Here is a 23,914-nt window from a genome sequence, read left to right on the forward strand (position 1 = left end):
CCGCCATAGCGCGCACCGCTCCGCCCAAGTCCTCATGACCATTGCCTGGAATCTTTTCACGCCCTGGAGTGCCCTCGGCGGCGGCCTGCTGATCGGCCTGGCCACGGCCCTCTATCTGCTGGGCAATGGCCGCGTGGCGGGCATCACCGGCATCGTTGCCAGCCCCATGCGGGCGCTGCTGCTCCGCAGCGCCCGCATGGCACCCGAAACCCCGCGTCTGGCCTTCATCGCCGGCCTGTTGCTGGCGCCCTGGTTGTGGCGCCTGTTTGCACCGCTGCCGGCGGCCACGGTGGACGTGGGCCCGCTGGCCCTGCTGGGCGCCGGCCTGCTGGTGGGCGTGGGCACGCGCATGGCCAATGGCTGCACCAGCGGCCATGGCGTGTGCGGCCTGAGCCGTTTTTCTCTGCGCTCGCTGGTGAACGTGCTGGCCTTCATGGGCGCGGGCTTTGCCACCGTCTATCTGCTGCGTCACCTGGGCTGAACGGAAGAATATGCTGCGACTCCTCATTGCAGGCCTCAGCGGCCTGGTCTTCGGCCTCGGTCTGATCGCCAGCGGCATGAGCAATCCGGCCAAGGTGAAGGGTTTTCTCGACCTCGCCGGTGCCTGGGACCCCAGCCTGGCCCTGGTGATGGGCGGCGCCATCGCGGTGGGCGTGTTCGCCTTCGCCGCCGGCAAGAAGCGCGAGCGCGCCTGGAGCGGCGAGCGCATGGAGATCCCCAACATCCGCGCGATCGACGCGCGCCTGATAGGCGGCGGCCTGCTGTTCGGCATCGGCTGGGGCATCGCCGGCTTCTGCCCTGGCCCGGCCCTGGTGGCGCTGGGCGCCGGCATGGACGCCGCCATCGTCTTCGTGCCCGCCATGCTGGCCGGCATGCTGCTGCACGACCAGTTCGCCAAACCCCGCTGAGGAGGCCACCATGCTGGTATTTCGCCAACTCTTCGACCCGACGTCGTCCACCTACACCTATCTGCTGGGTGACTCGGCCTCCGGCGAGGCCCTCTTGATCGACCCGGTGTTCGAACATGAGCGCCGCGATCTGGCCCTGCTGCGCGAGCTGGGCCTGCGGCTGGTGGCCACGCTGGACACCCATGTGCATGCCGACCATGTCACCGGGGCCTGGCTGCTCAAGCGGCACTGCGGCAGCCAGATCATGCTCGCCGCCGCCGCCGGTGCCAGCGGCGCCGATCGCGCGCTGCAGCATGGCGACCGCATCGCCTTCGGCGCCCGCTACCTGGAGGTGCGCGCCACCCCGGGCCATACCAATGGCTGCCTCAGCTATGTGCTGGACGACCAGTCCATGGCCTTCACCGGCGACGCTCTGCTGATACGCGGCTGCGGCCGCACCGATTTCCAGCAGGGCAGCCCGAGCCGGCTCTACCACTCGGTGCGCGAGCAGCTCCTCAGCCTGCCCGCGGCCTGCCTGCTCTATCCCGGCCATGACTATCGCGGCCTCACCGTCACCAGCGTGGCCGAGGAGCGGCGCTACAACCCGCGCCTGGGCGGCGATGTCAACGAGGGCGACTTCAGCGGCTATATGAAGAACCTGGGCCTGCCCCATCCCAAGCTGATGGACATCGCCGTGCCCGCCAATCTGCGCTGCGGTGAACCGGCCGACCCGGCTGCCGGCGCCAGCGAGCCCGACTGGGCGCCGCTCACCTGCACCTTCAGCGGCATCTGGGAGATCCAGCCCAACGCCCTGTACGACTGCGTCGCTGGCGGCATGGGCAGCGGCGCGATCCAGATCGTCGATGTGCGCGAAGCCGCCGAGTTCAACGATGCGCTGGGCCATATCCGGGGCGCGCGCCTGCTGCCGCTGTCGCAGCTGGCGCAGCAGGCCAGCGAGCTGGCCGCCGACCGGCCCGTCGTCGCCGTCTGCCGCTCGGGCGCGCGCTCGGCCCAGGCCACGGTGCTGCTGCAAAAGCAGGGGTTCAAGCAGGTCGCCAACCTGGCCGGCGGCATGCTGCGCTGGCGCGCCGAGGCGCTGCCCGTGGAGGGCGGGGCGAGTTAAGCGCCCAAATCGATCTGCGCCGCCAAAGCGACGCCGGCCAGGCCCGCCGGCAGCGCATAGTCCGCCAGCACCCAGGCGCGCACGCCATCCACCGCCGCTTCGCTCAGGAGCTCGTTGAGCACCCGGATCGAGCGTCCGTCCAGCGCCGCATACGGTGTGTCCAGCAGGGTCAGCGCCGCGCCGCTGGCCGCCGCGGCCAACAGGTTCAGCTTGCGCCGGCTACCGGTGGACAGCATGTAGAGCGGCTTGTCCAGGTGCTCGGCGAGTTGCAAGGCCGCCACCAGGGCAGCCTCGGTGCCGGCCTGCCAGCTGGCGGCAAAGGCATCGCGCCGCGCTGCCAGCCAGGCGCGCGCAATCTCGGCGTCATGCCGTGGGTCGGTGATGTCGTCGTAAAAAGAGCCGCTCGCGCCACCCTGGCGCGCCAGCCGGCCGCTGGTGGGCGCCAGCTGGCCCGCCAGCAGGCGCAGCAGCGTGGTCTTGCCGCGCCCATCGCCGCCGCGCACCAGGCTCAGGCCGGGGCGCAGCGCGAAGCACAGACCCTCCAGCAAGGGCCGGTCGCCGAGCATGAAGCCAAGGTTTTCGGCCTGGATGAGGGGGAGATCGGCGGGCATGGTGCGGGCTGGCGGGAGGCTGATGGATCGGGGCTGCATTCTCGCCGGCCTGCATCTGGATACAAGCCGGCCGACCGGCGGGCACCGGTAGCGGCTAGGCTGCAGGCAGCTCATCCGATCAAGGCGAGACCAAGCCATGCGCATCAACACCTATCTGGGCGAGCCGAGCTATGTCTGGCAGGAGGTCAAGATGGGCATGCTCAGCGCCGGCAGCAAACTCCACAGCGTGGATCCCGCCACCGGCCGCGCCGGCGTGCTGCAAACCCAGTTGGTGGGCAGCCCGCTGATGACCGCCATGGCGCCCGCGACGGCAGCGCCTGCCGCAGCTACGGTGGCAACGCCCGCCAAGCCAGCGGCGCAAGCGGTGGCGGCGCTGCAGCAGGCCACCACTGTTGCCGCCCTGCCCAGCAAGCAGTTGGCTGCGGCACAGGCCATGCCGGCCGCGGCCATTGCTGCCAGCCAGTACGAGTACGAGGCCGAACGTGCCACCAAGGAAAGCGGCTGCCTGGGCCGCGACGGCCAGCGCCCGGAGGCCCGCCTGGCCTGGCGCGACGGCGCGGTGGAAGACTTCGGCGTGCAATGCGCCGCAGGCCAGCTGCGGGTACGCTGCGAGCTGGGCATGTGCCGCGCGCTTGACCAAGCTCAATAGCGTCAGGGTGGGTTTTCAGGGATTCTGGGTGCCGATGAATTAGACTCGGCAACCCAATTTATGGAGCCGACCGGCTCCGGGGCACTCACGCCCCTTCCTGATTGTTGAAGAAAGCCGATGATGCAACGCCTGGACGATTTCCGCCTCAAGTTGGGCCGCCACGAACTGGTGCCCATCATGATCGGCGGCATGGGGGTGGACATTTCCTCTGCCGATCTGGCACTGGAAGCCGCCCGCCTCGGTGGCGTGGGCCATATCTCCGACGCCATGGTGCCGACGGTGACCGACCGGCGCTACCAGACCAAGTTCGTCAAGGCCAAGCAGGCCCTGTACAAGTACAACATGGACTCGGAGGACAAGTCTCCGGTCAAGTTCAGCCTGGAGCAGTTGGCCGAGGCCACCCGCCTGCATGTGGAGGGCACCATGGCCCGCAAGCAGGGCAAGGGCCTTATCTTCATCAACTGCATGGAAAAGCTGACGATGAATGCGCCCAAGGAGACCCTGGCGGTGCGCATGAACGCCGCGCTGGACGCGGGCATCGACGGCATCACCCTGGCGGCCGGCCTGCACCTGGGCTCGTTTGCGCTCATCGAGCAGCACCCGCGCTTTCGCGAGGCCAAGCTGGGCATCATCGTTTCCTCGCTGCGCGCGCTGCAGCTGTTCCTGAAGAAGAACAGCCGCCTCAACCGCCTGCCCGACTATGTGGTGGTGGAAGGCCCGCTGGCCGGCGGCCACCTGGGCTTCGGCATGGACTGGGCCGAGTACGACCTGGCCACCATCGTCAAGGAAATCGTCCAGTACCTGCGCGACGAGAAGCTCGAGATACCGGTGATCGCCGCCGGCGGCATCTTCACCGGCAGCGATGCGGTGCGCATGCTGCAGCTGGGCGCGTCCGCCGTGCAGGTGGCCACGCGCTTCACCGTCACCAAGGAATGCGGCCTGCCCGACGAGGTGAAGCAGGAGTACTTCAAGGCCGGCGAGGACGATATCGAGGTCAACCAGATCTCGCCCACCGGCTACCCGATGCGCATGATCAAGGCCAGCCCCGGCATCGGCGACGGCATCCGCCCGAACTGCGAGGCCTACGGCTATCTGCTCGACGCCAACGGCAAATGCGCCTACGTCACCTCCTACAACCGCGAGGTGGCCGCGCACCCGGGCGAGCGCCGCGTCCATGTGATGGACAAGACCTGCTTGTGCACCCATATGCGCAACTTCGAGATCTGGACCTGCGGCCAGACCGCCTGGCGCCTCAAGGACACCACCCACCGCCTGCCCGACGGCAGCTACCAGCTGCTCAGCGCCGAGCATGTGTTCCGCGACTACCAGTTCAGCGTGGACGACCAGGTGGCGCTGCCGGAGCCGACGCTGACGGCGGCGTGATTTGACCTTGCGCGCGGCGCTCGCCGCCGATCAACTGCGGCCGTAACTGACTGAGCAGCGTCGTTCGAATCGACTCGCTGAACTTTCAGAAGTTTTTCAGACCTCTTTCAAGACAGCCTGGCGCCCCGCGGCGACCATAGCGCTGCCTTGCCATGCGCACCCCTTGGGTGCGAAGGCGGCAAGCTTGCGTGCGGATTCATCCGCGCGACTGCGGGTCTGGAACAGGGGCGTTGGCATGTCACATCGAAGCTGCGAGATCGCAAACCGGGCGCCCAGGGCATATAGGGAGGGCGTTCGCGTGGTTTGCGGGCGTACCGGCGGGCGCGCTGTGTTCGCTTGCCTGTTGTCGATCTGGGCCGCGCTGATGGCGGTTTCGCCTGCCTACAGCGGCGCGCTTGTTTTTCATGATCGCCCCTCGTTCATGCTGGCGCTGGCTGGTCAATCCCTCGCCACCGACGATTTCGAAGGCTACGCCGCAGGCAACATCGCTGCGGGCACCCGCCGGGGCGACTTTGTCTACGAATTCGATGCCAACTCCGTACAAGCTGCGGTTGCGAGCGACGGCACCGGCGGCCAGGCCTTGGGAGGAGCCCCCGAGGATGTCTTCGTCGGCGGCGACTCGGTCAGGCTGTGGTTCCAGCCGCCGCTGGCTGCTGCTCGATTGAGGGCCTTTGGGGCCGAATTCATCTACGCGCCATCGTTCGCTCCCATCGACGCGCTGAGCTACGGCATCTTGCTGGAGGACGGGCCGCATGCCGGGCTGGTGGCAGGCAACGAGGCGGGGTTGGACCCGGGCGGTGGTTCGTTTTTCCTAGGACTGATCGAAGACGCTGGTTCCAGCTTTTCCTCGCTCAGTCTGTTCTCCGTCCAGACGGACCCGCAAATCCTGCTACCCGCCTACCAAGTGGACAGCCTTGTCTACGCCTCTATACCAGAACCGGCCAGCCTGGCAACGGTGTTGTTGACCCTGCTGTGCGCGTGGCTGTGCCGAACGTGTCGGCGCAACCGGCATAACGCCGCGAGTTGATATGCGCTAGCTCCAGGCCGCACGCCAACCCAGTTTCAACCCCAGGAGTCAAGCCATGGATCGCTTCTTCCAATCGTTTGGGCAGGCATCGCTTGCGTTGGCCGTCAGCGCCACCCCGCTCGCCCTCGCCTTGCTGCCACACGTCGCGTGGGCATTGGGTTCGACGCCGGTGCGCGACGTGGATCAGGCGGCCAACCGCCCCTTTGCCAAGACCCTGTGTGTGACGAATTCGTTCGACCCGCTGTGCGCGTCGGAGCTGCCCGCAAAGGCGGGCGCATTCGTCGTCCCTGCTCAGACCGCCGGCGGCGAGGTCGTCAAACGCCTGGTGATCGAATACGTGTCAGGTGGCTGCGCCGGCACTGGCCGTGCCACGTTTGTGCAGATCCGAGCTCTGCCGGCAGCGGCATTGAGCAATCCGAATACCGGCGACAACTTCGTGACGGCAGACTTTCCGATGTCGGTGGCGCAGTTTGCCGGCGGCGTCAACGTCAACTCCGCCCAGGCCTTCGCCCAAGTTGCACGCCTTTACTTTGACCCGGGCAGCACCGTGACCATGAGCTTCGACATGGCCGCCGCTGGCCTGCAGCTGTGTCACGCCCACCTGAGCGGCTACTTCGTCGTTCAATAGGCTAACGTGGGGTGAGCCTAGTCGCTGAGGTCCTGTAGGCAGCGCCTGAGCGCTTCGGCCGGATAAGGGCTGAGGCGACTCTGCCCGTAGAGGGCGCCGTAAAAGGCGTTCATCTCCAGCGCCGTCGCGGCATGCCGCTGCAGCAGGGCCGCGGCGACGGGTGGCATGTCTGCCGGCAGCACGCCCTCTGCACAGCGGCCCAGCAGCTGCGCACGCTGTTGCACCGATTGGGGCGAGGCCAGCAGCCTGATCAGCGCATTCACCAGCTGCGTGGCGACATAGGCGCGGTCGTGCTGCCGGTGTCGCTGCAGGAAGGCACGCTCGGCGGCTGACAGCTCGAACTGCTGCGAGCTGGCCAGACCCAAATCGGCCAGATAGAGCTGCCGCCCGTCGGTCAAGATGTTGCGGAAATGCGCGTCGAAATGCAGCATCTCGTGCTCACCCATGCAGCGCACCGCCGCCAGCAGCTCGCCCTCCACCATCGCGCAGGCATCATCAAGCCGGCCCGCGGCCGCTTGCTGCGGCAGCCACTCGGCCAGGGTCTGTGGCACATATTCCAGGAACAGCACCAGGCTCGCGCGCGCCGTGGCCAGGGCCTGCAGGCGGGCACGCAGGGCCGCGTCACCATGCCAGTAGGCCACGGCAGATTCAATCTCATCAGCCTGCGCCCGCGCCGCGTCGCGCATGGGCAGCACGCGCCAGTGGTGCAGCAATGCAAAGCTGGCACAGCGCCCGCCGCGCACCCAGGCGCTCGCCTGCTCGTTCGCCGCCAACTCGCGCCAGGCGCCAAAGCCCGGCGAGCCCACACCGTAATGCAGATGCGGCGGCAGCTCAAAGAGATTGCTCGTGGCGCGGAAGTGGCTCGGCACCGTTTCCAGCTCGGACAGTGGCACCAGCTTGGCAAACACCGGGTAGCCATCGATCACAAGGAGTCGGCCGCTGCCGCCAATGCCATCGCCCAGCGGCTTCGACTGCCGCAATTGCTGCAGCAACTGCGCGTCGCCGAGGCGCGCCAAGGCTGCGTCGATCCGCTCGCTATTCCTGATTCGACTCTGAAGCATCATGGTGCGTGAAGTTGCGGCCATGCACGCAAACTGCAAGCCCCGCTGCAAGGCAATGGACTAGGGCCGAGCTTGCTCAGCTGATGCGGAACAGGAACTCCTGCTTGAAAACATGATCGCCGGGGCATTCATAGCCCTGGCGCAGCGCGACCTCGATGCTGCCCATCAAACCCAGCAGGGCGGTCGCCTGGATCGCCCGGCTCGTCTTGATCTCGGTGTACTGGATGTCACGCACCTTGCCATCCTTCACCTCGGCGAGCAGGGTGAAGCGGGCATCACCCACCCAGCGGATCACCGGCACTTCCGGATTGGCCATCTTGCTGCAGTAGCTGGCGGCCTTGCCGGGCTTGCCGGCCTCGCCGGCGGGCGCTGACGCCGCCGCGGGCGCCGCCTCCGGCAATTCGCCTTCAGCCTGGGCATGCGAGGCGACCATGCCGACCAACAGGGCGAACGCAAGTTTAAGAAAAGTGGGGCGCATGGCGGCGGCAGTTGCTGTTAGGAATGTCGAGCGGGCGGATTCTGCCTGCCGTCGCCGCTGCGCGGCAGCACCCTGGAGGGGGATGGACACGCCGACAGTGGCGCTGACTTCCGATTGAGGCTGCGCCTCCGGCTAGCATGCCGCACCCGACCCCGGAGTGCCCATGCCGCATCCTCATCACCGCAACACCGCCCTCGTCATCAGCTGCGCCCTGGCAGCCGCCCTGCTCGGCCTGCCGGCCCGGGCCGCCATGGCCGCCAGCGTGCCCGCCGCGCAGGCCAGCGCGCGCCTCGCCACCCTGCTGCAGCAGCAGGACTACCGCAGCGCCGCGCCCCTCATCAAGCCCCTCTTGGCCAAGGCAGCGCCCAGCCGGGCCGAGCGCGCGCTGATCTACCAATGGCTGTGGGTGCGCGAAGACATGGCCGAGCTGGACCGCCGCACCCGCCTGGCCGCCAACCGCGCCGCGGTGGACCTGCAGCAGGCCGGCCGGCTGGCGTTGGAGACGCGCGACTTCGAGCGCGCCAAGCAATGCTTCGACGGCGCGCTGCAGCATGCCAGCTCCGCGGATGACAGGGCCGCCGCGCTCAAGGGTCTGGGTCAGTTGGCCTACCAGCAACGCGACTTCGATACCTCGCACCAGCAGCTGCGCGCCAGCCTCGCCGCCGCGCCCACGGCCGACGGTTACCAGGCCCTGGCCGACACCCTGATACGCCTGGGCCGCACCGACGATGCCATCGCCGCAGCCGAGCAGGCGGTCAAGCTCAACCCCTATCACGAGGCCGCGCATTACCTGCTGGGCAATGGCTATGCGCGCCAGAACTACACGCAACTTGCCGCCGCCGACGCCGGCGCCTTCCAGGACGCGACGGCCCTGGTGCGCCGGGCCTCCGACGCCTTCGCCGCCGCCCGCTTCGAGGCCGCGCGCGACCACGCCTTTGCCGCGCTGCGCCGCAGCCCCGGCCTGGGCCGCGCGCATGCGGTACTGGCCAAGGCGCTGGAGTCGCAGCGCATGCTGCAGAGCGTGCACCGCGCCGCCGACGAGCGCCGCTTTGCCGCCACCGCCATGCCAACGGTGCCGGCCATCGAGCGCTATGTGCTGAACTGGGCCGAGCTTTCGCCGCGCCATCAAAAGCGCGTGGCGCTCTCGATCGCGCCCTGGCAGGCCTTCATCCCCCTGCTGGTGGAGGGCGGCGCCAGCCATTACATCAAGCCGCTCTACATGAAGCTCTCGGACACCCCGGGGGCCAAGGCCCTGAAGGACGCGCGCATCGAGTACGACTCGCGCCTCTGGGACGATGTGCGCGGCATGGGCGGCCACCACACCGTCACCGGCATCGAGGATGTGGAGCGCTCCATCTTCGAGCGCTACAACACCGTGCTGCACGAGCTCAGCCACCAGGTGCACGGCGTGCTGACCGCCGACCAATGGCGCGAGATCCAGGAGCTGTACCGCCGCGCCAAGGAGCGCGACGCCGCCAGCGGCAATGGCTTCCTTTCACGCTATGCCGGCGGCTCGGTCTGGGAATACTTCGCCGAGGGCGCCAATGCGCTGCATTCGCCGCGCCGCGATGCCTACGACCCGCGCGAGATCGTGCGCGAGCGCCTCGCCAGCATCGACCCCGAGCTGCAGGCGCTGGAGCGCCGGCTGATGGCCAAGCAGGACGTGCAGGCCAGCCTGCCGATCGCGCTGGTGAACGGCGCGCGCCAGCAGCTCGAAGACGGCGAACTCGCCCCCGCGCTGGCCCGCTTCGAGCGCGCGCTGCAGGTGGCCCCCGAGGACGAGGTGGTGCTGGGCGCCGCGCTCTACGGCATTTCGCTGAAAGGCGAACGCGCGCCGGTCGCAGCGCTGGCCCAGCGCGCACTGCAACGCCACCCCTTGAGCGGCGGCATCAAGACCGCCGCCGCCGAGGCCTTGTGGCACACCGGCCAGCCGCTCGCCGAGGTGATCGCCGAGCTGGGCAGGCGGCGCGACGAACTCAAGGGCGAGGACCAGGTCCGCGTCGACCTGGCACTGGCCGATTACCAGCGCAAGCAGGGCGACGTGGACGCGGCCCTGGCGAGTTATGCCAAAGTACTGTCCTACCAGGCCGACAGCCCCGAGGGCCTGTGGGGCCGCGCCGCCACGCTGGCGCTGGCGCAGCGCTGGGACGAGGCCTTTGCCCAGTACGAGCGGGTGCTGCGCCTGCGCACCGGCCTGGTGGCGCTGCGCGCCGACTATGTGCGCGACCTGCTGCGCGCCGGCCGCGCCGACGCCGCCGCCGCTCAGCTCAAGGAAGCCCTGCTGCTGGATGCCACCGACCCCACGCTGCGGGCGCTGGACGCCTGGATCAGCCTGCAGGCCCAGGATGCCGAAGGCGCGCTGCGCAAGACCCAGGCCGTGCTCAAGCCGTACCCCTGGTGCGACCTGGCCTTGATCGTGCAGGCCCGTGCCCAGCAGGCCCTGGGCCAGGGCGACGCGGCCAAGGCAACGCTCGCGTCGATCAAGCGCGACGGACCGAGCTACCTGTTCCGCGCCGACAAGTCCGAGTGGGTCTCGGTGCATGAGTTGCCGGCGGTGGAGCGGGCCATGCTGGCGAACTGAGCGGCTGAGGGGAGGCGGATGGCCGCGCCGAGTCTGCGGCGGCCCCGCCACGGGGCGGGTCGGCTTCACGCCAGTGTCACGGTGCGAGCCTAGTCTCGCCCCGGCCTGCGCCCCTTGGCGCGGCACGCCACCCTCACCGCCCAGGACCCCATTGATGAAACAGCCCGTCGGCCCACTCGGCCTCTTGCTCGTGTCCACCCTTGCCCTGCTCACCACCGCCTGCGGCGGCGGCGATGCGCTACCCACCAAGCAGGCTCTGGCCGTGATCGGCGACGTGCCCTATGGCAGCGGCCCCAGCGACACCAGCCAGAGCGCGCTGCACCTGCCCTTTCTGAAGGCCCTGAGCAGCGATGCCGACATCTCGCTGGTGCTGCATGTGGGCGACATCCATTCCGGCAAGCAATACTGCACCGAGGCCTACGACCAGGCCATCGCCAACGACTGGAAGACCCTCGGCAAGCCCATGGTCTACACCCCCGGTGACAACGAATGGGCCGACTGCCACAAGGTCAAGCAAGGCGGCGGCAGCTACAACGCCGCCACCGGCCAGATCGACCACAAGCGCGATGCCAATGGCCAGCTGCTGAGTTGGGCCGGCGGCGACCCGATTGCCAATCTGCAACTGGTGCGCAGCATCTTCTTCGCCTCGCCCGGCAGCTCGCAGGGCGCCGCCATGCCCCTGCACAGCCAGGCCAAGGAGGCCGACGCCGCCTTCCCGAGCGACACGGCCTACGCCGAAAACGTCTGGTTCGAGAAGGAGGGCGTGATGTTCGTCGCGGTGAACGTGCCCGGTGGTTCCAACAACGACACCGACCCCTGGTACGGCGCGCCGGCAATGAGCAGCGCGCAAGCCCAGGAAGTGGCCGCACGCAGCGCGGCCAACAAACGCTGGCTGGATGCCGCCTTCAAGCGCGCCACCAGCGACAACAGCTACGCGATGGTGATCCAGTTGCAGGCGGATATGTGGGATCTGGACGGCAACGCCCCCAGCCATGTGGCCGAGTACCGCCAGTTCATCGACCTGATCGCCGCCGGTGCCAAGGCCTTTGGCAAGCCCGTGCTGCTGCTCAACGGCGACTCGCATGTCTTCCGCTCCGACAACCCCCTGATGCCCGCCGCCCCCTGCCTGACCGAGCCCAGCCCCGGTGCGGCCGCCTCGGCCTGCAGCGACGACGCCTATGCCAACCAGCCGCATGGCTACCGCGTGAGCAACTTTCACCGCCTGGTAGTGCATGGCAGCACCAGCCCGCTGGAGTGGTTGAAGCTCAGCATCGATCCCGGCTACGACACCAAGGCGGCCGATACGGCCACCCGCTTCGGCCCCTTCAGTTGGCAACGCATCCAGCCCTCACTCTGAGGCGCGCCCAGCGCGGCGGCGCAACGCAAGGTTGTGGTTCTTCGCCAATAGGCGGGGAAACATCAGAGGCGTTGCCAAGAAAGTGCGGTCGCGCCGCGGCCCAGGCCGGCAGGTACTCGAAGCACCCCCCGCGCCGCGAGGAGCGCGCGCGAGCAGCGGTGCTGGCAAAGCCCTGGGCGGAAGGTTGCGAAGGCCCTTTGCGCTGCCGTGCAGCACAGCGCCTTGTGGCCGCGCGCGTACTCGCGCGCCTCAAGCACTGGATTGGCGCTGCCTGTCTGAGCGCAATGAGCGCAGCGAGGGCCTGCGCAGCCGGGCCGCAGCAGCCACCCGCCACGCTTGCGCCCCAGGGCTGCTCGCCGCGGCCGCATGCGACCGGATGCCGCCTCGCTCAGGGCCGCCCCCCTCTGCGGCGCGCCCGCCATCAATCAAGCGCCGCTCAACTCGACGACGGCCTCGCCCGACACCGGGTCGGTGACACCGAGCCCGTTGCCGAGGTCCTCCAGCATGCCGCGCAGGCGGTCCAGCACCGCCACCATGCCGGGCCGCGCGTTGACGATGCTGTCCATGCCGTCCCACTCCCCTATCACGCAATAGGCACGCTCGCCGGTCTTGACCAGGGCGAGCTTGCGCATGCCCGCAAACTCAAAGTTTGCCTGCCGGTGCTCGTTCACGAACGCTTCCTCGAGCCCGGGCTTCACCTTGAAGCGAACGACGTTATATGCGGTCATGAGGTCTCCTTGCTGAGAAATCCGAACACCCCGGTCTGAACGCTTCTCCGGCCGCAGCAGGGGCGCGATGAACCGTCGATCCGGCGCGCCGGCCTGCGACGGGGCAGCATCGAGCGATGCGCCAAAGTCAGCATAGGCCGCGACGCGCCCGAGTTCTACTGCAAGATCCAGCACCCGCCCGCAAGCGGCCTTTCCCCTCACGCCCTCACCGCCGAGCCGGCTCGGTCAGCGGGGTGCTGCAGTCGGCCTTGAGAAGCTGCGCCAGGGGGCGCAGCGTGTTGTCTGAGAAATGGCAGAGCATCACGCCCATGCACCCATCGCCCATGGGCAGGCCTACATGGTCTCGCTGTATTGGCCGCGTTGCCAAGGCGCGATCTCCACGCGCAGCTGCTGATGCACCCAGCTCGACTGGGCTTGCTGGCAAGACACATCCAGCAGCAGGCGCACCCGCTCCGGCAAGGGATGGCGCAGCGCCCAGCCGCTGGCCAGGGCAGGCGCCGCCAGCGCGCCATGCGATTTCAGCAGGGCCTGCGCATAGCGCGGCAGGTCGGCGTCTTCCGAATCTGGCAACACCGCCGCGTCGCAGGCCAGTTCCTGGTCGGTGCGCAGCCGGCCATGCGCCCACCAGGCCAGCGGCTTGAACCATTGCAGCGCCAGCAACCCGCCGGCGAGCAGATTCCGGGCATTGTCCTGGCGGCGCGCAGACGCGCTCGGCGAGCGCTGGTCGCTGCAGATCGGCGGCCAGCGCGCTGGACAGCCAGCACCACTGGATGGAGATCAGTATCCACGCCATGCCCTGTGTACGCTGCAGCACAGACGCCCAATCGGCCCCGCTCTACAAATGCAACTCACCAGGGATCTTCCGCATCTCTTGGTGCCACAAGGACATTTGTATGAGCCCGATTCAGAAACACCACGGCAGCACCAGCAAGCAGTTTGGCGCCGAATGGCTGCTTGCCTCCGTGCTTGCACTCGCGGGATGCGGCGGCGGGCTTGACCCGATCCTGGGCAGCCCCGGCGCGGCACTGACACCGGCGGTGAGCGCCACGATGCCGCAGAACCTCACGCCCATCGTGACGGGCGTGGACACCCACATCCTGGTGCGGGCCACCTTCAACAAGCCCATGCAGGGAACCTCTATCACGGCCACCAGCTTCACACTGGCCTGCCCTAGTGCCACGCCGCTGACGGCCACCGTGGCCTATGACGACGCCACGCGGACGGCCACCTTGACGCCGGCCGCTGCGCTGCCGCCCAGCACCACCTGCGTGGCCACGCTGAACGCGGCGATCCGCGACAGCGCTGGCATCGCCCTGGCCAATGCCTACATCTGGAGTTTTGTCACCGGTACGGCGGCTGCCTTGGACGTGACGCGCCCGACCGTGGTCTTCACCGTACCGGCAAGCGGCGCCGCAGCGGTGGCCACCAATAGCCAGGTCAGTGCCACCTTCAGCGAGGCGATGCTGGCAAACAGCTTGAACGCGACCAGCTTCACGCTGCGCAACACCACCGCTGGCACGGCCGTGGCGGGCAGCGTGAGCTACAACGCGGCCTCGCGCACGGCGGTATTCACGCCGGCTGCACCGGGCAACCTGGCGAGTGACAGCCTGTTCACGGTCAGCATCACCAGCGCCGCGACCGACCTGGCCGGCAACGGTCTGGCCGGCAACACGGCGCTGCTGCCCAACGCGGGCAACCATGTCTGGACCTTCAGCACCGGCGCCGCAGCGGACGCCACGCCACCCACCATCACCACCGTCGGCCCGGCTGACGGCAGCACACTGGCGTGCCTCAGCAAGACGGTCAGCGCCACCTTCAGCGAGCCGATGGATGCCAGCACCATCTCCGCCAGCACCTTCGGCGTGAGCGACGGTGGCGTGGCCGTGGCAGGCCTCGTCAGCTACGACGCGGCCAATGGCGTAGCGAGTTTTGCGCCAAGCGCTGCGGCCGGATTCACCCCCAGCCACAACTACCTCGTGACCGTCCTGGGTGGCAGCGCCGGCGTGAAGGACCTGGCCGGCAACCCGATGGCCAGCAGCCGCACCTGGACCTTTGGGTCCGGCACACAGGCCTGCCAGGGCTCCGTGGCGCTGGGCACCGCGGCCTCGTTCGGCGCATTCGGCGGCGGCGCCGGCGTCACCAACCAAGGCATCAACACCGTGGTGGCCGGCAACCTCGGCACAACGGCAGCCTGCAGTCTCATCACCGGCTTCCACGACGCCGCGAACGTCTACACCGAGACAACCTTGAACAGCGGCGCCGTGAACGGCAGCATCAACTGCGGCCCACCCGCACCCGGCACCAACGCCACCCTGGCCGTTGCGACACAGGCGCGCAATGATGCGCAAGCCGCCTACAACACCCTGGCAGCAATGCCGCCTGGCAGCGACCCTGGCGCCGGCCAACTCGGTGGCCTGGTGCTGGCCCCAGGCGTGTACACCGCGGCAGGCGGCACTTTCGAAGTCACCAGCGGTGCACTGAACCTGGACGCCCAGGGCGACGTCAATGCGGTGTGGGTATTCCAGAGTGCCGCAGCCCTGACCGTTGGCCTTCCCGCCACACCACGCCAGGTGCTGCTGCTGAACGGCGCGCAGGCCAGGAATGTGTATTGGCAGGTGGGCAGCGCGGCGCGCATCGAAGCCGGCAGCAGCATGGTGGGCACCATCATCGCGCCCGCCGGCGTGACGATTTCCACCGCCGGCCAGACCCAGCAGACCACCCTGGTGGGTCGCGCCATCGGCCTGAACGCCAGTGTGACGCTGGTCAATACCACCATCGTGGCGCCTTGATCATGACAAGCGCTCTCCATGCAACATTGCGCCTCGCTGCGAACCGAAAGCCCAACATGAACAAGCATGCCGCCTTGCGACTGTGCCTCCTGGCCGGACTGAGCCCGGTACTGGCGGCGCCCGCACTCGCCCTGGGCCAGGACAGTGGCTATCTTTACGGCGGCCTGGGTGTGGGGGCCAGCCGCGCGCGCATTGACCAGGACCGCATCACTGCCGGCCTGGCCAGCGCCGGCCTGGTCACCACGGACTTCAGCCGCGATGAGCGTGGCCGGGCCTACAGTGTCTTCGGCGGCTACCAGCTCAGCCGCAACTTTGGCGTCGAGGCCGGCTTTGTGGACCTGGGCAAGTTTGGCTTCGCCGCCACCACGACGCCGGCCGGCAGCCTGGCCGGCCAGATCAGGCTGCAGGGCCTGCATCTCGACCTGGTGGGCACCCTGCCCCTCACCGATCGCTTTTCGCTCTTGGGCCGGCTGGGCGTGCAGAGCACGCGGGCACGCGATCACTTCGCCGGCGGCGGTGCGGTGACGGTGACCAACCCCGACCCCAGCGCGCGCAGTACGCAGGCGAAGTTCGGCGCCGGTGTGCAGTATGAATTCAGCCCCTCTTTCCTGCTGCGAGCCGAGGCGGAGCGCTTCCGCGTCAACGACGCGGTTGGCAACCGCGGCGGGGTCAACCTGGTGTCGGTGAGCCTGGTATTTCCCTTCGGCCGCACCGCGGCGCCGGCGCCGCGCATGGCGGCCGCCCCCGTGTACATGGCGCCCGCCCCGGCACCCGCGCCGGCGCCCCTGCCCCCGCCAGTGATGGCGCCGGCCGCGCCGCCCGTGGTGCAGGCGCCGCCACCGGCACCCCGCCAGCGTGCCAGCTTCTCGGCCGAGTCGCTGTTCGGCTTCGACCAGTTCGCCATCAAGCCCGAAGGCATGGCGTCGCTGGACCGTTTTGCCACCGAGGCCAAGCGCACGCAGTTTGAGGTCATCACGGTCGAAGGGCACACCGATCGCCTGGGCAGCACGGCCTACAACCAGCGCCTGTCGCAGCGGCGCGCCGAGGCGGTGAAGGACTATCTCGTCAGCGCCGGCGGCATCGAGAGTGGCCGGATCAATGCGGCGGGCAGGAGCGAGTCCGTGCCCATCACCAAACCCGAAGACTGCAGGGGCAGCCAGCCCAACAGCAAGTTGATCGCCTGTCTGCAGCCGGATCGGCGTGTCGAGATCGAGGTCACCGGCACACGCTGAGCGCAATGGCCGTGGTGCGGGCACGCGCCGCGCAGCAGCGCGCCGCTGGGTACGTTGCCGCACCGACCAGCTGTTGGGCACAACCTATCGTTTGAAGATCAGGTACGCGTGCATGTCGGTCCATCGCACGAATGTACGCACCAATGGCAGGCGGGTACGCGCACCTGATGCCTCTTGTGTCGGCAAGCCGAATTCCTCGGACCCGGCATTCAACAACGAAAGCTCCGCCATGCGAATCCATCCAAACTTTGCTCTCGCCGCGACCATGGGCGCCATGACCCTGGCATCATCGGGCGCCCTGGCCGTCACGACCTACGGTGACGTCGTGTCACCCGGCGTCTACTTCGGCAGCGGCAATTCCAACGGCAACTGGACGATCTCCACCGACAGCGGCATCGAGCTTGCATTGCGTGCCAAGAATCGCGAGACGCTCGCGACCATCGACGGCTCGAGCGGCACCTACCTGGCCGACCCCGGCCTTTGTGCCAGCTGCACCGGCGCCCCGAAAGCGATGTGGAACTATGAGTTTTCGGTCAACTCAGGCAACCTGTCGGGCCTGACCTACCGGCTTGGCATCGATCACGACCCCAGTGCTGCCACCAACTACGCCTTTGTGAATCCGGAAACCTATTGGGCGGACAATGCCATCGCTCCCGGGGCCTTCATCGGTTTCCAGAATTCCGAAAACGTGCGCTTTGCCGACACCCCGGGCGGGATCTTCAACGTCAACATGCCGGGCCTCTACAGCGTCACGCTCGAAGCCTGGAACGGCGCCTCCCTGGTCAACAGCACGACGATGAATGTGCAGGTCGTGCCCGAGCCCCAAACCTACGCGCTGATGCTGGCTGGTCTAGCCGGACTTCGCCTGTTCGCGCGGCGCCGCAATAACGCCTAAGCCTAGGCAGCTGGATCCAGACCCGCATGCGCGGGTCTTTTTTCTTGCCCAGGCGCAGCGGCCGGATACCGGAGAAATAGCTTGTACGGGAGCGCACAGACACAGCGTCATACGGGAACTACAAGACGGCGTTAGGTGCATGCGGGGCGCATGCCGGGCAGCTGCAAAGGATCCTGGATGAAACAAGTCAAGTCTGCGGGCGCCACGGCACCCATGCGCAAACGCTCAAGTGCCGTCGATGCCACGACCAAGCAGCCACTGGCGCACACCCAGGCCATCGCGGCGATGACCCCATCGCGCCGCGACGGCGCTGGCCAGGCGCTGACGACGAACCAGGGGGTGCAGATCGCAGACAACCAGAACTCGCTGAAGGCCGGATTGCGCGGCCCTGGCTTGCTGGAAGACTTCATCCTGCGCGAGAAGCTCACCCACTTCGATCATGAGCGCATTCCCGAGCGCATCGTGCATGCGCGGGGCTCGGGCGCGCACGGCTACTTCGAGGCCTACGCGGCGCTGCCCGCGCTGACCCGCGCCGCCCCCTTCCAGCAGGCCGGAAAGGTCACGCCGGTGTTTGCGCGCTTCTCGACGGTGGCGGGCGAGCGCGGCTCGGCGGACACGGCGCGCGATGTGCGCGGCTTCGCGGTCAAGTTCTACACCGACGAGGGCATCTGGGATCTCGTGGGCAACAACATCCCGGTGTTCTTCATCCAGGACGCGATGAAGTTTCCGGACCTGATCCATGCTGTCAAGCCCGAGCCACACAACGGCATGCCGCAGGCAGCCTCGGCGCACGACACCTTCTGGGATTTCGCCTCGCTGATGCCCGAGACCACGCACACATTGATGTGGGTGATGTCCGACCGTGGCATTCCGCGCAGCCTGCGCATGATGCAGGGCTTTGGCGTGCACACCTTCAGGCTCGTCAATGCCGCGGGCGCAGCCCAGTTCGTCAAGTTCCATTGGAAGCCGCTGCAGGGCACGCACTCGCTGGTCTGGGACGAGGCGGTGAAGATCGCCGGTGCCGACGCCGACTTCCACCGCCGCGACCTCTGGGACGCGATCGAGAGCGGCGACTACCCCGAGTGGGAGCTCGGGCTGCAGATCTTCACCGAGGCGCAGGCCGAGGCCTTCAGCTTCGATGTGCTGGATGCCACCAAGCTGATCCCCGAGGAACTGGTGCCGGTCACGCCGGTGGGGCGCATGGTGCTGAATCGCAACCCCGACAACTTCTTTGCCGAGACCGAGCAAGTGGCCTTCTGCGCGGCCCATGTGGTGCCCGGCATCGACTTCAGCAACGACCCGCTGCTGGCCGGGCGCATCCATTCCTATATCGACACGCAGATCTCGCGCCTCGGTGGGGCGAACTTCCATGCCCTGCCCATCAATGCCTCGCTGGCGGGTGTGCACAACAACCAGCGCGATGGTCAGCACCAACAGGGCGTGCCGCGCGGGCGCGTGGCCTACGAACCCAACTCGCTGGGCGGCGGCTGCCCCTTCCAGGCCGGCCCGGCTGGCTTCGTATCGTTCCCGCAGCCGGTGGCCGAGAGCAAGCTGCGCGGCAAGCCGGAGAAGTTCGCCGACCATTACACCCAGGCCAGCTTGTTCTACGAAAGCCAGAGCAGCAGCGAAAAGGCGCACCTGGTCGGCGGATTCCGCTTCGAGTTGAGCAAGGTCGGGGTGCCGGCAATTCGCACGCGCATGCTGGCCTCGCTGCGCAACGTGTCGCAGGAACTGGCCCAGGCCGTGGCCAGCGGCCTCGGAATGGAGCTGCCGGCGCCTCTGCCGATGGCGATGGAACAGCCGGCCGCGGCCGAAGTCACACGCTCGCCCGCGCTGTCCTTGCTCGCCCTGCCCGGCGAGCGGGGCATCCGCACGCGCAAGGTCGCCATGCTGGTGGCGGACGGCCTGGACGGCAAGGCCCTTGCACAGTTGCAGAAAGCCTTGGCGGCGGCGGGCGCACGCCCATGCCTGATCGCGGCCCGTATCGGCACGGTCACAACGTCCGAGGGCACGCCACTCGCGGTGGACGCCTCGTTCGAGAACGCGGCATCGGTACTGTTCGACGCCCTCGCCCTGCCGGACGGCGAACTCGCCGCGGCGCACCTGGCCAAACAGCCAAAGGCGCTGGAGTTCATTGCCGATCAGTACCGACACGGCAAGGCCATGCTGGTGCTGCCGGACTCGCTCGCCCTGCTGGCCGCGGCCGGCGCCCCGCTGAAGCTGGCATCAGGCGCGGCCGACCCGGGCATCGTCACCACGGTCGGCAGCTCGCTGGAGCTGGCGCTGGCCGCTTTCATCGCCGCCGTCGCCTCACATCGCCACAGCGCGCGCGAGTAGCCGGCGGCGCTTGGTACGCCCTCGCACAGACCGGAACGCCCTGCCGGTCTAAGGTGGCCATACGGCAGACCCGAGTGGTCTCAGACAGGGGAGTTTCAGTGGATGTGCGGCGCCAGCAACACCCGCCACCTTCGACTCGGGATCTCGCCTGCCGCTGCGGCCTCGCTCTCGCTGATCCTGCTGTCTTTTTGCCTAGAGCTGCCATCGGTATCTCCCTGTGCGTGCACTGAGTGCGCTCTTCTTACCCTTTACCTAGGACTCTCCATGACCATCATCAAACACAAACCTGCGACGAAAGCGTCTGCATCCGGGCATGACGCGATCGCCATGCTGAAGGCCGATCACGCCGCCGTCGAGCGGCTCTTTGCCGACTACGGAAAGGCAAGCACCGTCAGCAGCAAGCAGGCCCTGGTGGCTGCGCTGTGCAAGGCACTGAGCGTGCATGCGCAGCTCGAAGAAGAGATCTTCTACCCCGCCGTCAAGGCGGCACTAAAGGACAAGCTGCTGGTCCCCGAGGCGACCGTGGAGCACGCCGGGGTCGAAAACCTGCTGGCCCAGCTGCAAGGCCAGACACCGAACGGCGAGCTCTACGACGCGAAGGTGAAGGTGCTGTCGGAGTACGTGAAGCACCATATCAAGGAGGAGCAGAGCGAGATGTTCGCCAAGGCCGCGGCTGCCAAGCTGGACCTGGCCGAACTCGGCACCCGCATGGCCACCCGCAAGGCCGAGTTGCTGGCAGCGCTGGCATGAGCGGCCTCTCCATCACCGCAACGCTGTTTGCCGCGATCGCGGCGCTGTCGGTGACTGGTTTTGGCGCATGGCTCTGGCTGTGGCTCTCCTTGCGCAGCGTTGAGCACGCGCTGTTTTCTTTCACCGGCTTCGAGGGGCTGCATCTTGAAGATGCGTGATACCCCAAGGGCCGCAGGTACAGGGAGGGCGCCATGGCGAACATTCCCTGGTTGAAGAAGAACCCTTACATGAGCATGTGGCTGAGCGCAGCCCACCGCGCGGCAGCGACTCTGCGTGGCCAGGCAGCGGCGCAACTCAAAGGCCAGGCTGAAGTAGCGCTGCAGCAGGCCGTGACCGAGAGCATGCGCAGGCCCGTCACGCCGACCAAGGCCGGCAGCGCGAAGCGAAAGCCCCGGACTCAGCCAGGCCCGAAGTAGCGGAGCCGCTCGACCGGGAAGCCCGCCTCGCGCGCAAGCGTCACCAGCGCTTGCAGCTGCTCGCCGGGAATTTCGGCTTTTCGCGCAAGGATGCAAAGATGGTCGCGCGCAGGATTGCCCAGCATCGCCACGGCATAGTCGGCGTCCAGGTAGACGATCCAGCTGTCCGCCCAAGCAAACGGCAAGCCGCGCAACCATGCAGGCAGCCAACTCAGCTTCCAACGCGCACCAGGCGCGCCGCCGTCGCTCTGGCATGCCAGGCCATGCTGCACGCGCGGGTCCTGCCCGTCGCCAGCGCCACGGCAACGCTGGGTCACGTCCATCGCATCACCACGAAGGGCATAGCTGAAGCTGCGCGGGCCCAGGCACGCGCCATCTGCCGCCTGTGGCAGGCTCGCCAGCTCGTACCAGCTGCCCACGAATCGCGCCAGGTCCACCGACTCGACCGTGCCCAATGGCAGGTACGCCCGCGGCCGGATCAGCAGTTCGAACAGTGGCATGGCGGCAGCGGCGAGCATGGAACGGGCATCCGGACCCCATCGCGCCCGCCAGGTCGAAGGGAGCATGGGCCACAGCATGAAGAAGGCCTTGCGCAGCCAGGGCGGCGCACGCCGGACTGGCGAAATGGGCCTTCGGCCGGGCGGGCGATGCGAAGCGGAACGGCGTTCACTTCGCGCATGCCGCCAGCCCGTCAGCAAGGCCAGGCCTGCGCCCAGCATGGGCAGAACCCAGCGTCGCGGCTCGGTGGCGCGCTGGGTACGCGCAACGATTGAGTGCCAGCGAAGACGCAGCCGCTCCTCACGCGCGATCAGGCGCTGCTCGGCGAGTTGGATGCGTTGCTCCAGCACGGCAAGCGTGGGCCGGTTCTCAAGTCGCGACATTGGCAGGCACCTCTGGTGTTGGCGTGGCTGGTGCCGCTGCCTGCGGCGGCTGCACGGTGAGATGGCGGCGTGTTGCCGCCAGGTTCAGGCGTGGCGCCAATACCTGCAGCCGCGCGAGCAGCAGCCAGCAGGCGAGCAAGTTCAACAGCAGCACCAGCATCAAGGCGCTGGCCCAGTGCAGGCCCAGCAGCAGCATCAGCGCGCCGGTGGCTGCACCGCACAGCGCCAACCATCCCGTCACGGCCAGAATCGCTGCGGCGACAAGCAGCACCAGCATCTGCGCCAGCACCAGACCGAAGCGACGTAGCTCGAGTGACAGCAGTTCAATGCGGTCACTGAACAGCCCTGGCAAGTCTCCCGCCAGAGCTTGCAAGGAGGCCAGCCATGACGGTTCAGGTGACGCAGACATGGTGCGCGCGTTAGCGGCTGACGCGCGCAATCAATGCGCCCAGGGCCAAGGCGGCGAGCACCGTGGCCAGCGGGTTCTCACGCACCGTGTTGCGCAGACTGGCGGTCCACTCGTCGCGGGTCTCGCGCAGGCGGTCGGCGTTTGCATGCAGGGTTTCGCTTGCGCCGGCAACACCGTCACCCAGACGTTGCACCTGGGGCGCTGCGTTCTCCGCCAGGCGATCAATCGTGTCATGCGCGCCGCGCACCACGCGGTTCATCAGTTCGATGGCCGGCTTCTTCTCACCTTCGGGCAGGAGCGAGGTGTTGGGGACATCCGCAAGCTGACCATGCAGTGCCTTGTCGCTGTTGGCAAAGGGAAGGTGTTCGGTAGTCATGGTCATGAGATTCATTCCGGTTGGGATAGAGCGGACGGACGTCCACGCCGAGCCACAAGGCTTGGCAGAGCATGTTGCGAGCCAGTGGCGTTAGGCGTCTGTTCGAAAACGCACCGATGCAGCGTTGCACGCCGTGCAAGGGAGTTCCCACACCACGCAAGGCGTGGCTTGCCTTTGGCGTACGTGGTTGGCGCGGTGGAATGCCATATGAGCGAGCTGGCCTGCTTCGCACACAAGGCCCGCGTCGGCCCGTAGAAACACTGCTGGGATGGAGAACGCCTTGCCGAGGCGACGCTGCACCGCCTGTTCAGCAAGGAAACCGGGATGCGCTTCGCGCAGTGGCGCGAGCTGGCCGCGTCTAGCCAGCATGCGCTGATGCAACTCTTGGCCGGGGAGCCTGGTCTACAGGCTATCGTTGCCGCATTTTTTCGACGAGTCAGCAGTGGTGTTTCGCGAGGCAACGGCAGGACTACAGCTCAAGCTGATCAACTTGGAGTCCAAGGCAATCGGTCCGCTCCACTAGAGCCAATGCCCCTGGCATTAATGCAAGCGTGACCATCTCCCCGCTTGCCGTTATCCTCCGCGCGTTGCTGCGTTGTTGCGCAGTTCTCACGAGATCCTCGATGCATGCCAATCAAGTGGGCGGGCGATCTCGGGAACGCATCACCCCTGAGCAAGAACCGGTCGGCCACTTGCCCCACCACATCGGGCAAAGCATGGCTGCAGCGCTTGCTCAGCCCCGGTACTCGATCTCGAACTCTTCCCGATCGGCCTCGTCCGAGGGTTCCCACAGATCGCTGGCGAGTTCGAAGATGTGATCCGGCACCGGCATGGCGAAGGTTTCGCCCTGCTGCTGGTTGCGCTGCTGCACGCGTGCGCGCCGCAGCTCCCTGGGCGCATCGAGTTCCACCACCAGCACATCGAAGCCTTCGTCCCTGACCCGGCGGCAGAACGCCAGGCGCGCCTGGCGCTGGATCAAGCCCAACTCCAGGATGACATCCACCCCCGCGGCGAGCAGCGCACGGCTGTGCAGCCAGATGAGTTCCAGTAGGCGCTCCTTGCGGGCGATGTACCAGGCGATGAAATCCCCGGCCGGACGATCCGGGCTGTAAAGCCCGGCAAACCAGGCATCGAGGGCGATGTGCACGCCGCCGGTGCGCGCCGCCAGCGCCATCGCGTAGGTGGACTTCCCTGCCCCGACCGGGCCTTCAATCAATCGAACCAGCGCCATAAAGAAAGAGAGCTATTCAGCTATTGAGCCATTGCTGATGAATCTGAAGCCTAACAGATCATAGGGCTGCCTTGCTTGATCCAAG

At 67.6% G+C, this 23,914-nt stretch carries 25 protein-coding genes; 16 read left to right on the plus strand and 9 right to left on the minus strand.

Going from position 1 to position 23,914, the window contains the following annotated elements; genetic code table 11:
* Positions 1-34: 34 nt before the first annotated feature.
* Genes WG898_RS01690 through WG898_RS01700 form a run of 3 tightly spaced genes read left to right on the plus strand, consistent with a single transcriptional unit; the run spans position 35 to position 2,010 of the window.
* Positions 35-481 carry a YeeE/YedE family protein gene (locus tag WG898_RS01690; RefSeq protein WP_339601049.1) on the plus strand — a complete coding sequence of 149 codons (447 nt, stop codon included), beginning with the start codon at positions 35-37 and terminating at the stop codon, positions 479-481.
* Between the two features lie 10 nt (positions 482-491).
* Positions 492-908, plus strand: a complete 417-nt coding sequence (locus tag WG898_RS01695) for a DUF6691 family protein (protein ID WP_339601050.1) — start codon at positions 492-494, stop codon at positions 906-908.
* Positions 909-921: 13 nt separating this feature from the next.
* The gene (locus tag WG898_RS01700; protein WP_339601604.1) at positions 922-2,010 is read left to right on the plus strand and encodes an MBL fold metallo-hydrolase; all 1,089 of its coding nucleotides are present in this window, start codon (positions 922-924) and stop codon (positions 2,008-2,010) included.
* On the opposite strand, the gene WG898_RS01705 is transcribed toward WG898_RS01700, so the two are convergent.
* Positions 2,007-2,621, minus strand: coding sequence for an ABC transporter ATP-binding protein (locus tag WG898_RS01705; protein WP_339601051.1), 615 nt, complete (start codon positions 2,619-2,621; stop codon positions 2,007-2,009). The genes WG898_RS01700 and WG898_RS01705 overlap by 4 nt on opposite strands.
* Before the next feature lie 136 nt (positions 2,622-2,757).
* Between WG898_RS01705 and WG898_RS01710 the strand changes: the two genes are divergently transcribed.
* The 4 genes from WG898_RS01710 to WG898_RS01725 all read left to right on the plus strand — a co-directional run bounded on the left by WG898_RS01710 (position 2,758) and on the right by WG898_RS01725 (position 6,308).
* Positions 2,758-3,270 carry a hypothetical protein gene (locus tag WG898_RS01710; protein ID WP_339601052.1) on the plus strand — a complete coding sequence of 171 codons (513 nt, stop codon included), beginning with the start codon at positions 2,758-2,760 and terminating at the stop codon, positions 3,268-3,270.
* Between the two features lie 120 nt (positions 3,271-3,390).
* Entirely contained in the window at positions 3,391-4,653 is a 1,263-nt protein-coding gene (locus WG898_RS01715; protein WP_339601605.1) for a nitronate monooxygenase, read from the plus strand.
* A 343-nt stretch (positions 4,654-4,996) separates the two neighbouring features.
* Positions 4,997-5,680, plus strand: a complete 684-nt coding sequence (locus WG898_RS01720) for a hypothetical protein (RefSeq protein ID WP_339601053.1) — start codon at positions 4,997-4,999, stop codon at positions 5,678-5,680.
* Positions 5,681-5,735: 55 nt separating this feature from the next.
* On the plus strand, positions 5,736-6,308 hold the full coding sequence (locus tag WG898_RS01725) for a hypothetical protein (protein ID WP_339601054.1): 573 nt from the start codon (positions 5,736-5,738) through the stop codon (positions 6,306-6,308).
* A gap of 17 nt (positions 6,309-6,325) precedes the next feature.
* Here WG898_RS01725 and WG898_RS01730 read toward each other — a convergent pair whose 3' ends face one another.
* Complete coding sequence (locus WG898_RS01730; RefSeq protein ID WP_339601055.1) at positions 6,326-7,324, minus strand: protein kinase family protein; 999 nt, start codon at positions 7,322-7,324, stop codon at positions 6,326-6,328.
* 121 nt (positions 7,325-7,445) lie between these two features.
* On the minus strand, positions 7,446-7,937 hold the full coding sequence (locus WG898_RS01735) for a hypothetical protein (protein ID WP_339601056.1): 492 nt from the start codon (positions 7,935-7,937) through the stop codon (positions 7,446-7,448).
* 73 nt (positions 7,938-8,010) lie between these two features.
* Here WG898_RS01735 and WG898_RS01740 point away from each other — a divergent pair, with 73 nt between their 5' ends.
* Both WG898_RS01740 and WG898_RS01745 read left to right on the plus strand, forming a co-directional pair.
* On the plus strand, positions 8,011-10,428 hold the full coding sequence (locus tag WG898_RS01740) for a tetratricopeptide repeat protein (RefSeq protein WP_339601057.1): 2,418 nt from the start codon (positions 8,011-8,013) through the stop codon (positions 10,426-10,428).
* A 154-nt stretch (positions 10,429-10,582) separates the two neighbouring features.
* Positions 10,583-11,785: a metallophosphoesterase family protein gene (locus tag WG898_RS01745; protein WP_339601058.1), complete on the plus strand. Its 1,203-nt coding sequence runs from the start codon at positions 10,583-10,585 to the stop codon at positions 11,783-11,785.
* A gap of 425 nt (positions 11,786-12,210) precedes the next feature.
* Here WG898_RS01745 and WG898_RS01750 read toward each other — a convergent pair whose 3' ends face one another.
* Positions 12,211-12,513, minus strand: a complete 303-nt coding sequence (locus WG898_RS01750; protein ID WP_339601059.1) for a hypothetical protein — start codon at positions 12,511-12,513, stop codon at positions 12,211-12,213.
* 333 nt (positions 12,514-12,846) lie between these two features.
* On the minus strand, positions 12,847-13,248 hold the full coding sequence (locus WG898_RS01755) for a M56 family metallopeptidase (protein ID WP_339601606.1): 402 nt from the start codon (positions 13,246-13,248) through the stop codon (positions 12,847-12,849).
* Between the two features lie 158 nt (positions 13,249-13,406).
* Here WG898_RS01755 and WG898_RS01760 point away from each other — a divergent pair, with 158 nt between their 5' ends.
* The 7 genes from WG898_RS01760 (at position 13,407) to WG898_RS01790 (ending at position 20,932) form a co-directional block, all read left to right on the plus strand.
* On the plus strand, positions 13,407-15,302 hold the full coding sequence (locus WG898_RS01760; RefSeq protein ID WP_339601060.1) for an Ig-like domain-containing protein: 1,896 nt from the start codon (positions 13,407-13,409) through the stop codon (positions 15,300-15,302).
* A gap of 56 nt (positions 15,303-15,358) precedes the next feature.
* Entirely contained in the window at positions 15,359-16,534 is a 1,176-nt protein-coding gene (locus WG898_RS01765; protein WP_339601061.1) for an OmpA family protein, read from the plus strand.
* Between the two features lie 112 nt (positions 16,535-16,646).
* On the plus strand, positions 16,647-17,429 hold the full coding sequence (locus tag WG898_RS01770) for a PEP-CTERM sorting domain-containing protein (protein ID WP_339601062.1): 783 nt from the start codon (positions 16,647-16,649) through the stop codon (positions 17,427-17,429).
* A gap of 177 nt (positions 17,430-17,606) precedes the next feature.
* Positions 17,607-19,766 carry a catalase gene (locus WG898_RS01775; RefSeq protein ID WP_339601063.1) on the plus strand — a complete coding sequence of 720 codons (2,160 nt, stop codon included), beginning with the start codon at positions 17,607-17,609 and terminating at the stop codon, positions 19,764-19,766.
* A 264-nt stretch (positions 19,767-20,030) separates the two neighbouring features.
* Positions 20,031-20,516 carry a hemerythrin domain-containing protein gene (locus tag WG898_RS01780; RefSeq protein ID WP_339601064.1) on the plus strand — a complete coding sequence of 162 codons (486 nt, stop codon included), beginning with the start codon at positions 20,031-20,033 and terminating at the stop codon, positions 20,514-20,516.
* Complete coding sequence (locus tag WG898_RS01785; RefSeq protein ID WP_339601065.1) at positions 20,513-20,674, plus strand: hypothetical protein; 162 nt, start codon at positions 20,513-20,515, stop codon at positions 20,672-20,674. The genes WG898_RS01780 and WG898_RS01785 overlap by 4 nt, the downstream gene beginning before the upstream one ends.
* A 33-nt stretch (positions 20,675-20,707) precedes the next feature.
* Positions 20,708-20,932 carry a hypothetical protein gene (locus WG898_RS01790; RefSeq protein ID WP_339601066.1) on the plus strand — a complete coding sequence of 75 codons (225 nt, stop codon included), beginning with the start codon at positions 20,708-20,710 and terminating at the stop codon, positions 20,930-20,932.
* Here the strand turns inward: WG898_RS01790 and WG898_RS01795 are convergent.
* The 4 genes from WG898_RS01795 to WG898_RS01810 form a co-directional block, all read right to left on the minus strand.
* Positions 20,914-21,780, minus strand: coding sequence for a lipocalin family protein (locus tag WG898_RS01795; protein WP_339601067.1), 867 nt, complete (start codon positions 21,778-21,780; stop codon positions 20,914-20,916). The genes WG898_RS01790 and WG898_RS01795 overlap by 19 nt on opposite strands.
* A 19-nt stretch (positions 21,781-21,799) precedes the next feature.
* Positions 21,800-22,252 carry a phage holin family protein gene (locus WG898_RS01800; protein ID WP_339601068.1) on the minus strand — a complete coding sequence of 151 codons (453 nt, stop codon included), beginning with the start codon at positions 22,250-22,252 and terminating at the stop codon, positions 21,800-21,802.
* Positions 22,233-22,598, minus strand: coding sequence for a hypothetical protein (locus WG898_RS01805; protein ID WP_339601069.1), 366 nt, complete (start codon positions 22,596-22,598; stop codon positions 22,233-22,235). The genes WG898_RS01800 and WG898_RS01805 overlap by 20 nt, the downstream gene beginning before the upstream one ends.
* Positions 22,599-23,331: 733 nt before the next feature.
* Positions 23,332-23,814: a P-loop nucleotide/nucleoside kinase family protein gene (locus WG898_RS01810; protein WP_339601070.1), complete on the minus strand. Its 483-nt coding sequence runs from the start codon at positions 23,812-23,814 to the stop codon at positions 23,332-23,334.
* Positions 23,815-23,914 lie beyond the last annotated feature (100 nt).

Source organism: Paucibacter soli (assembly GCF_037482845.1).
GTDB classification, from domain to species: domain Bacteria; phylum Pseudomonadota; class Gammaproteobacteria; order Burkholderiales; family Burkholderiaceae_C; genus Paucibacter_B; species Paucibacter_B soli.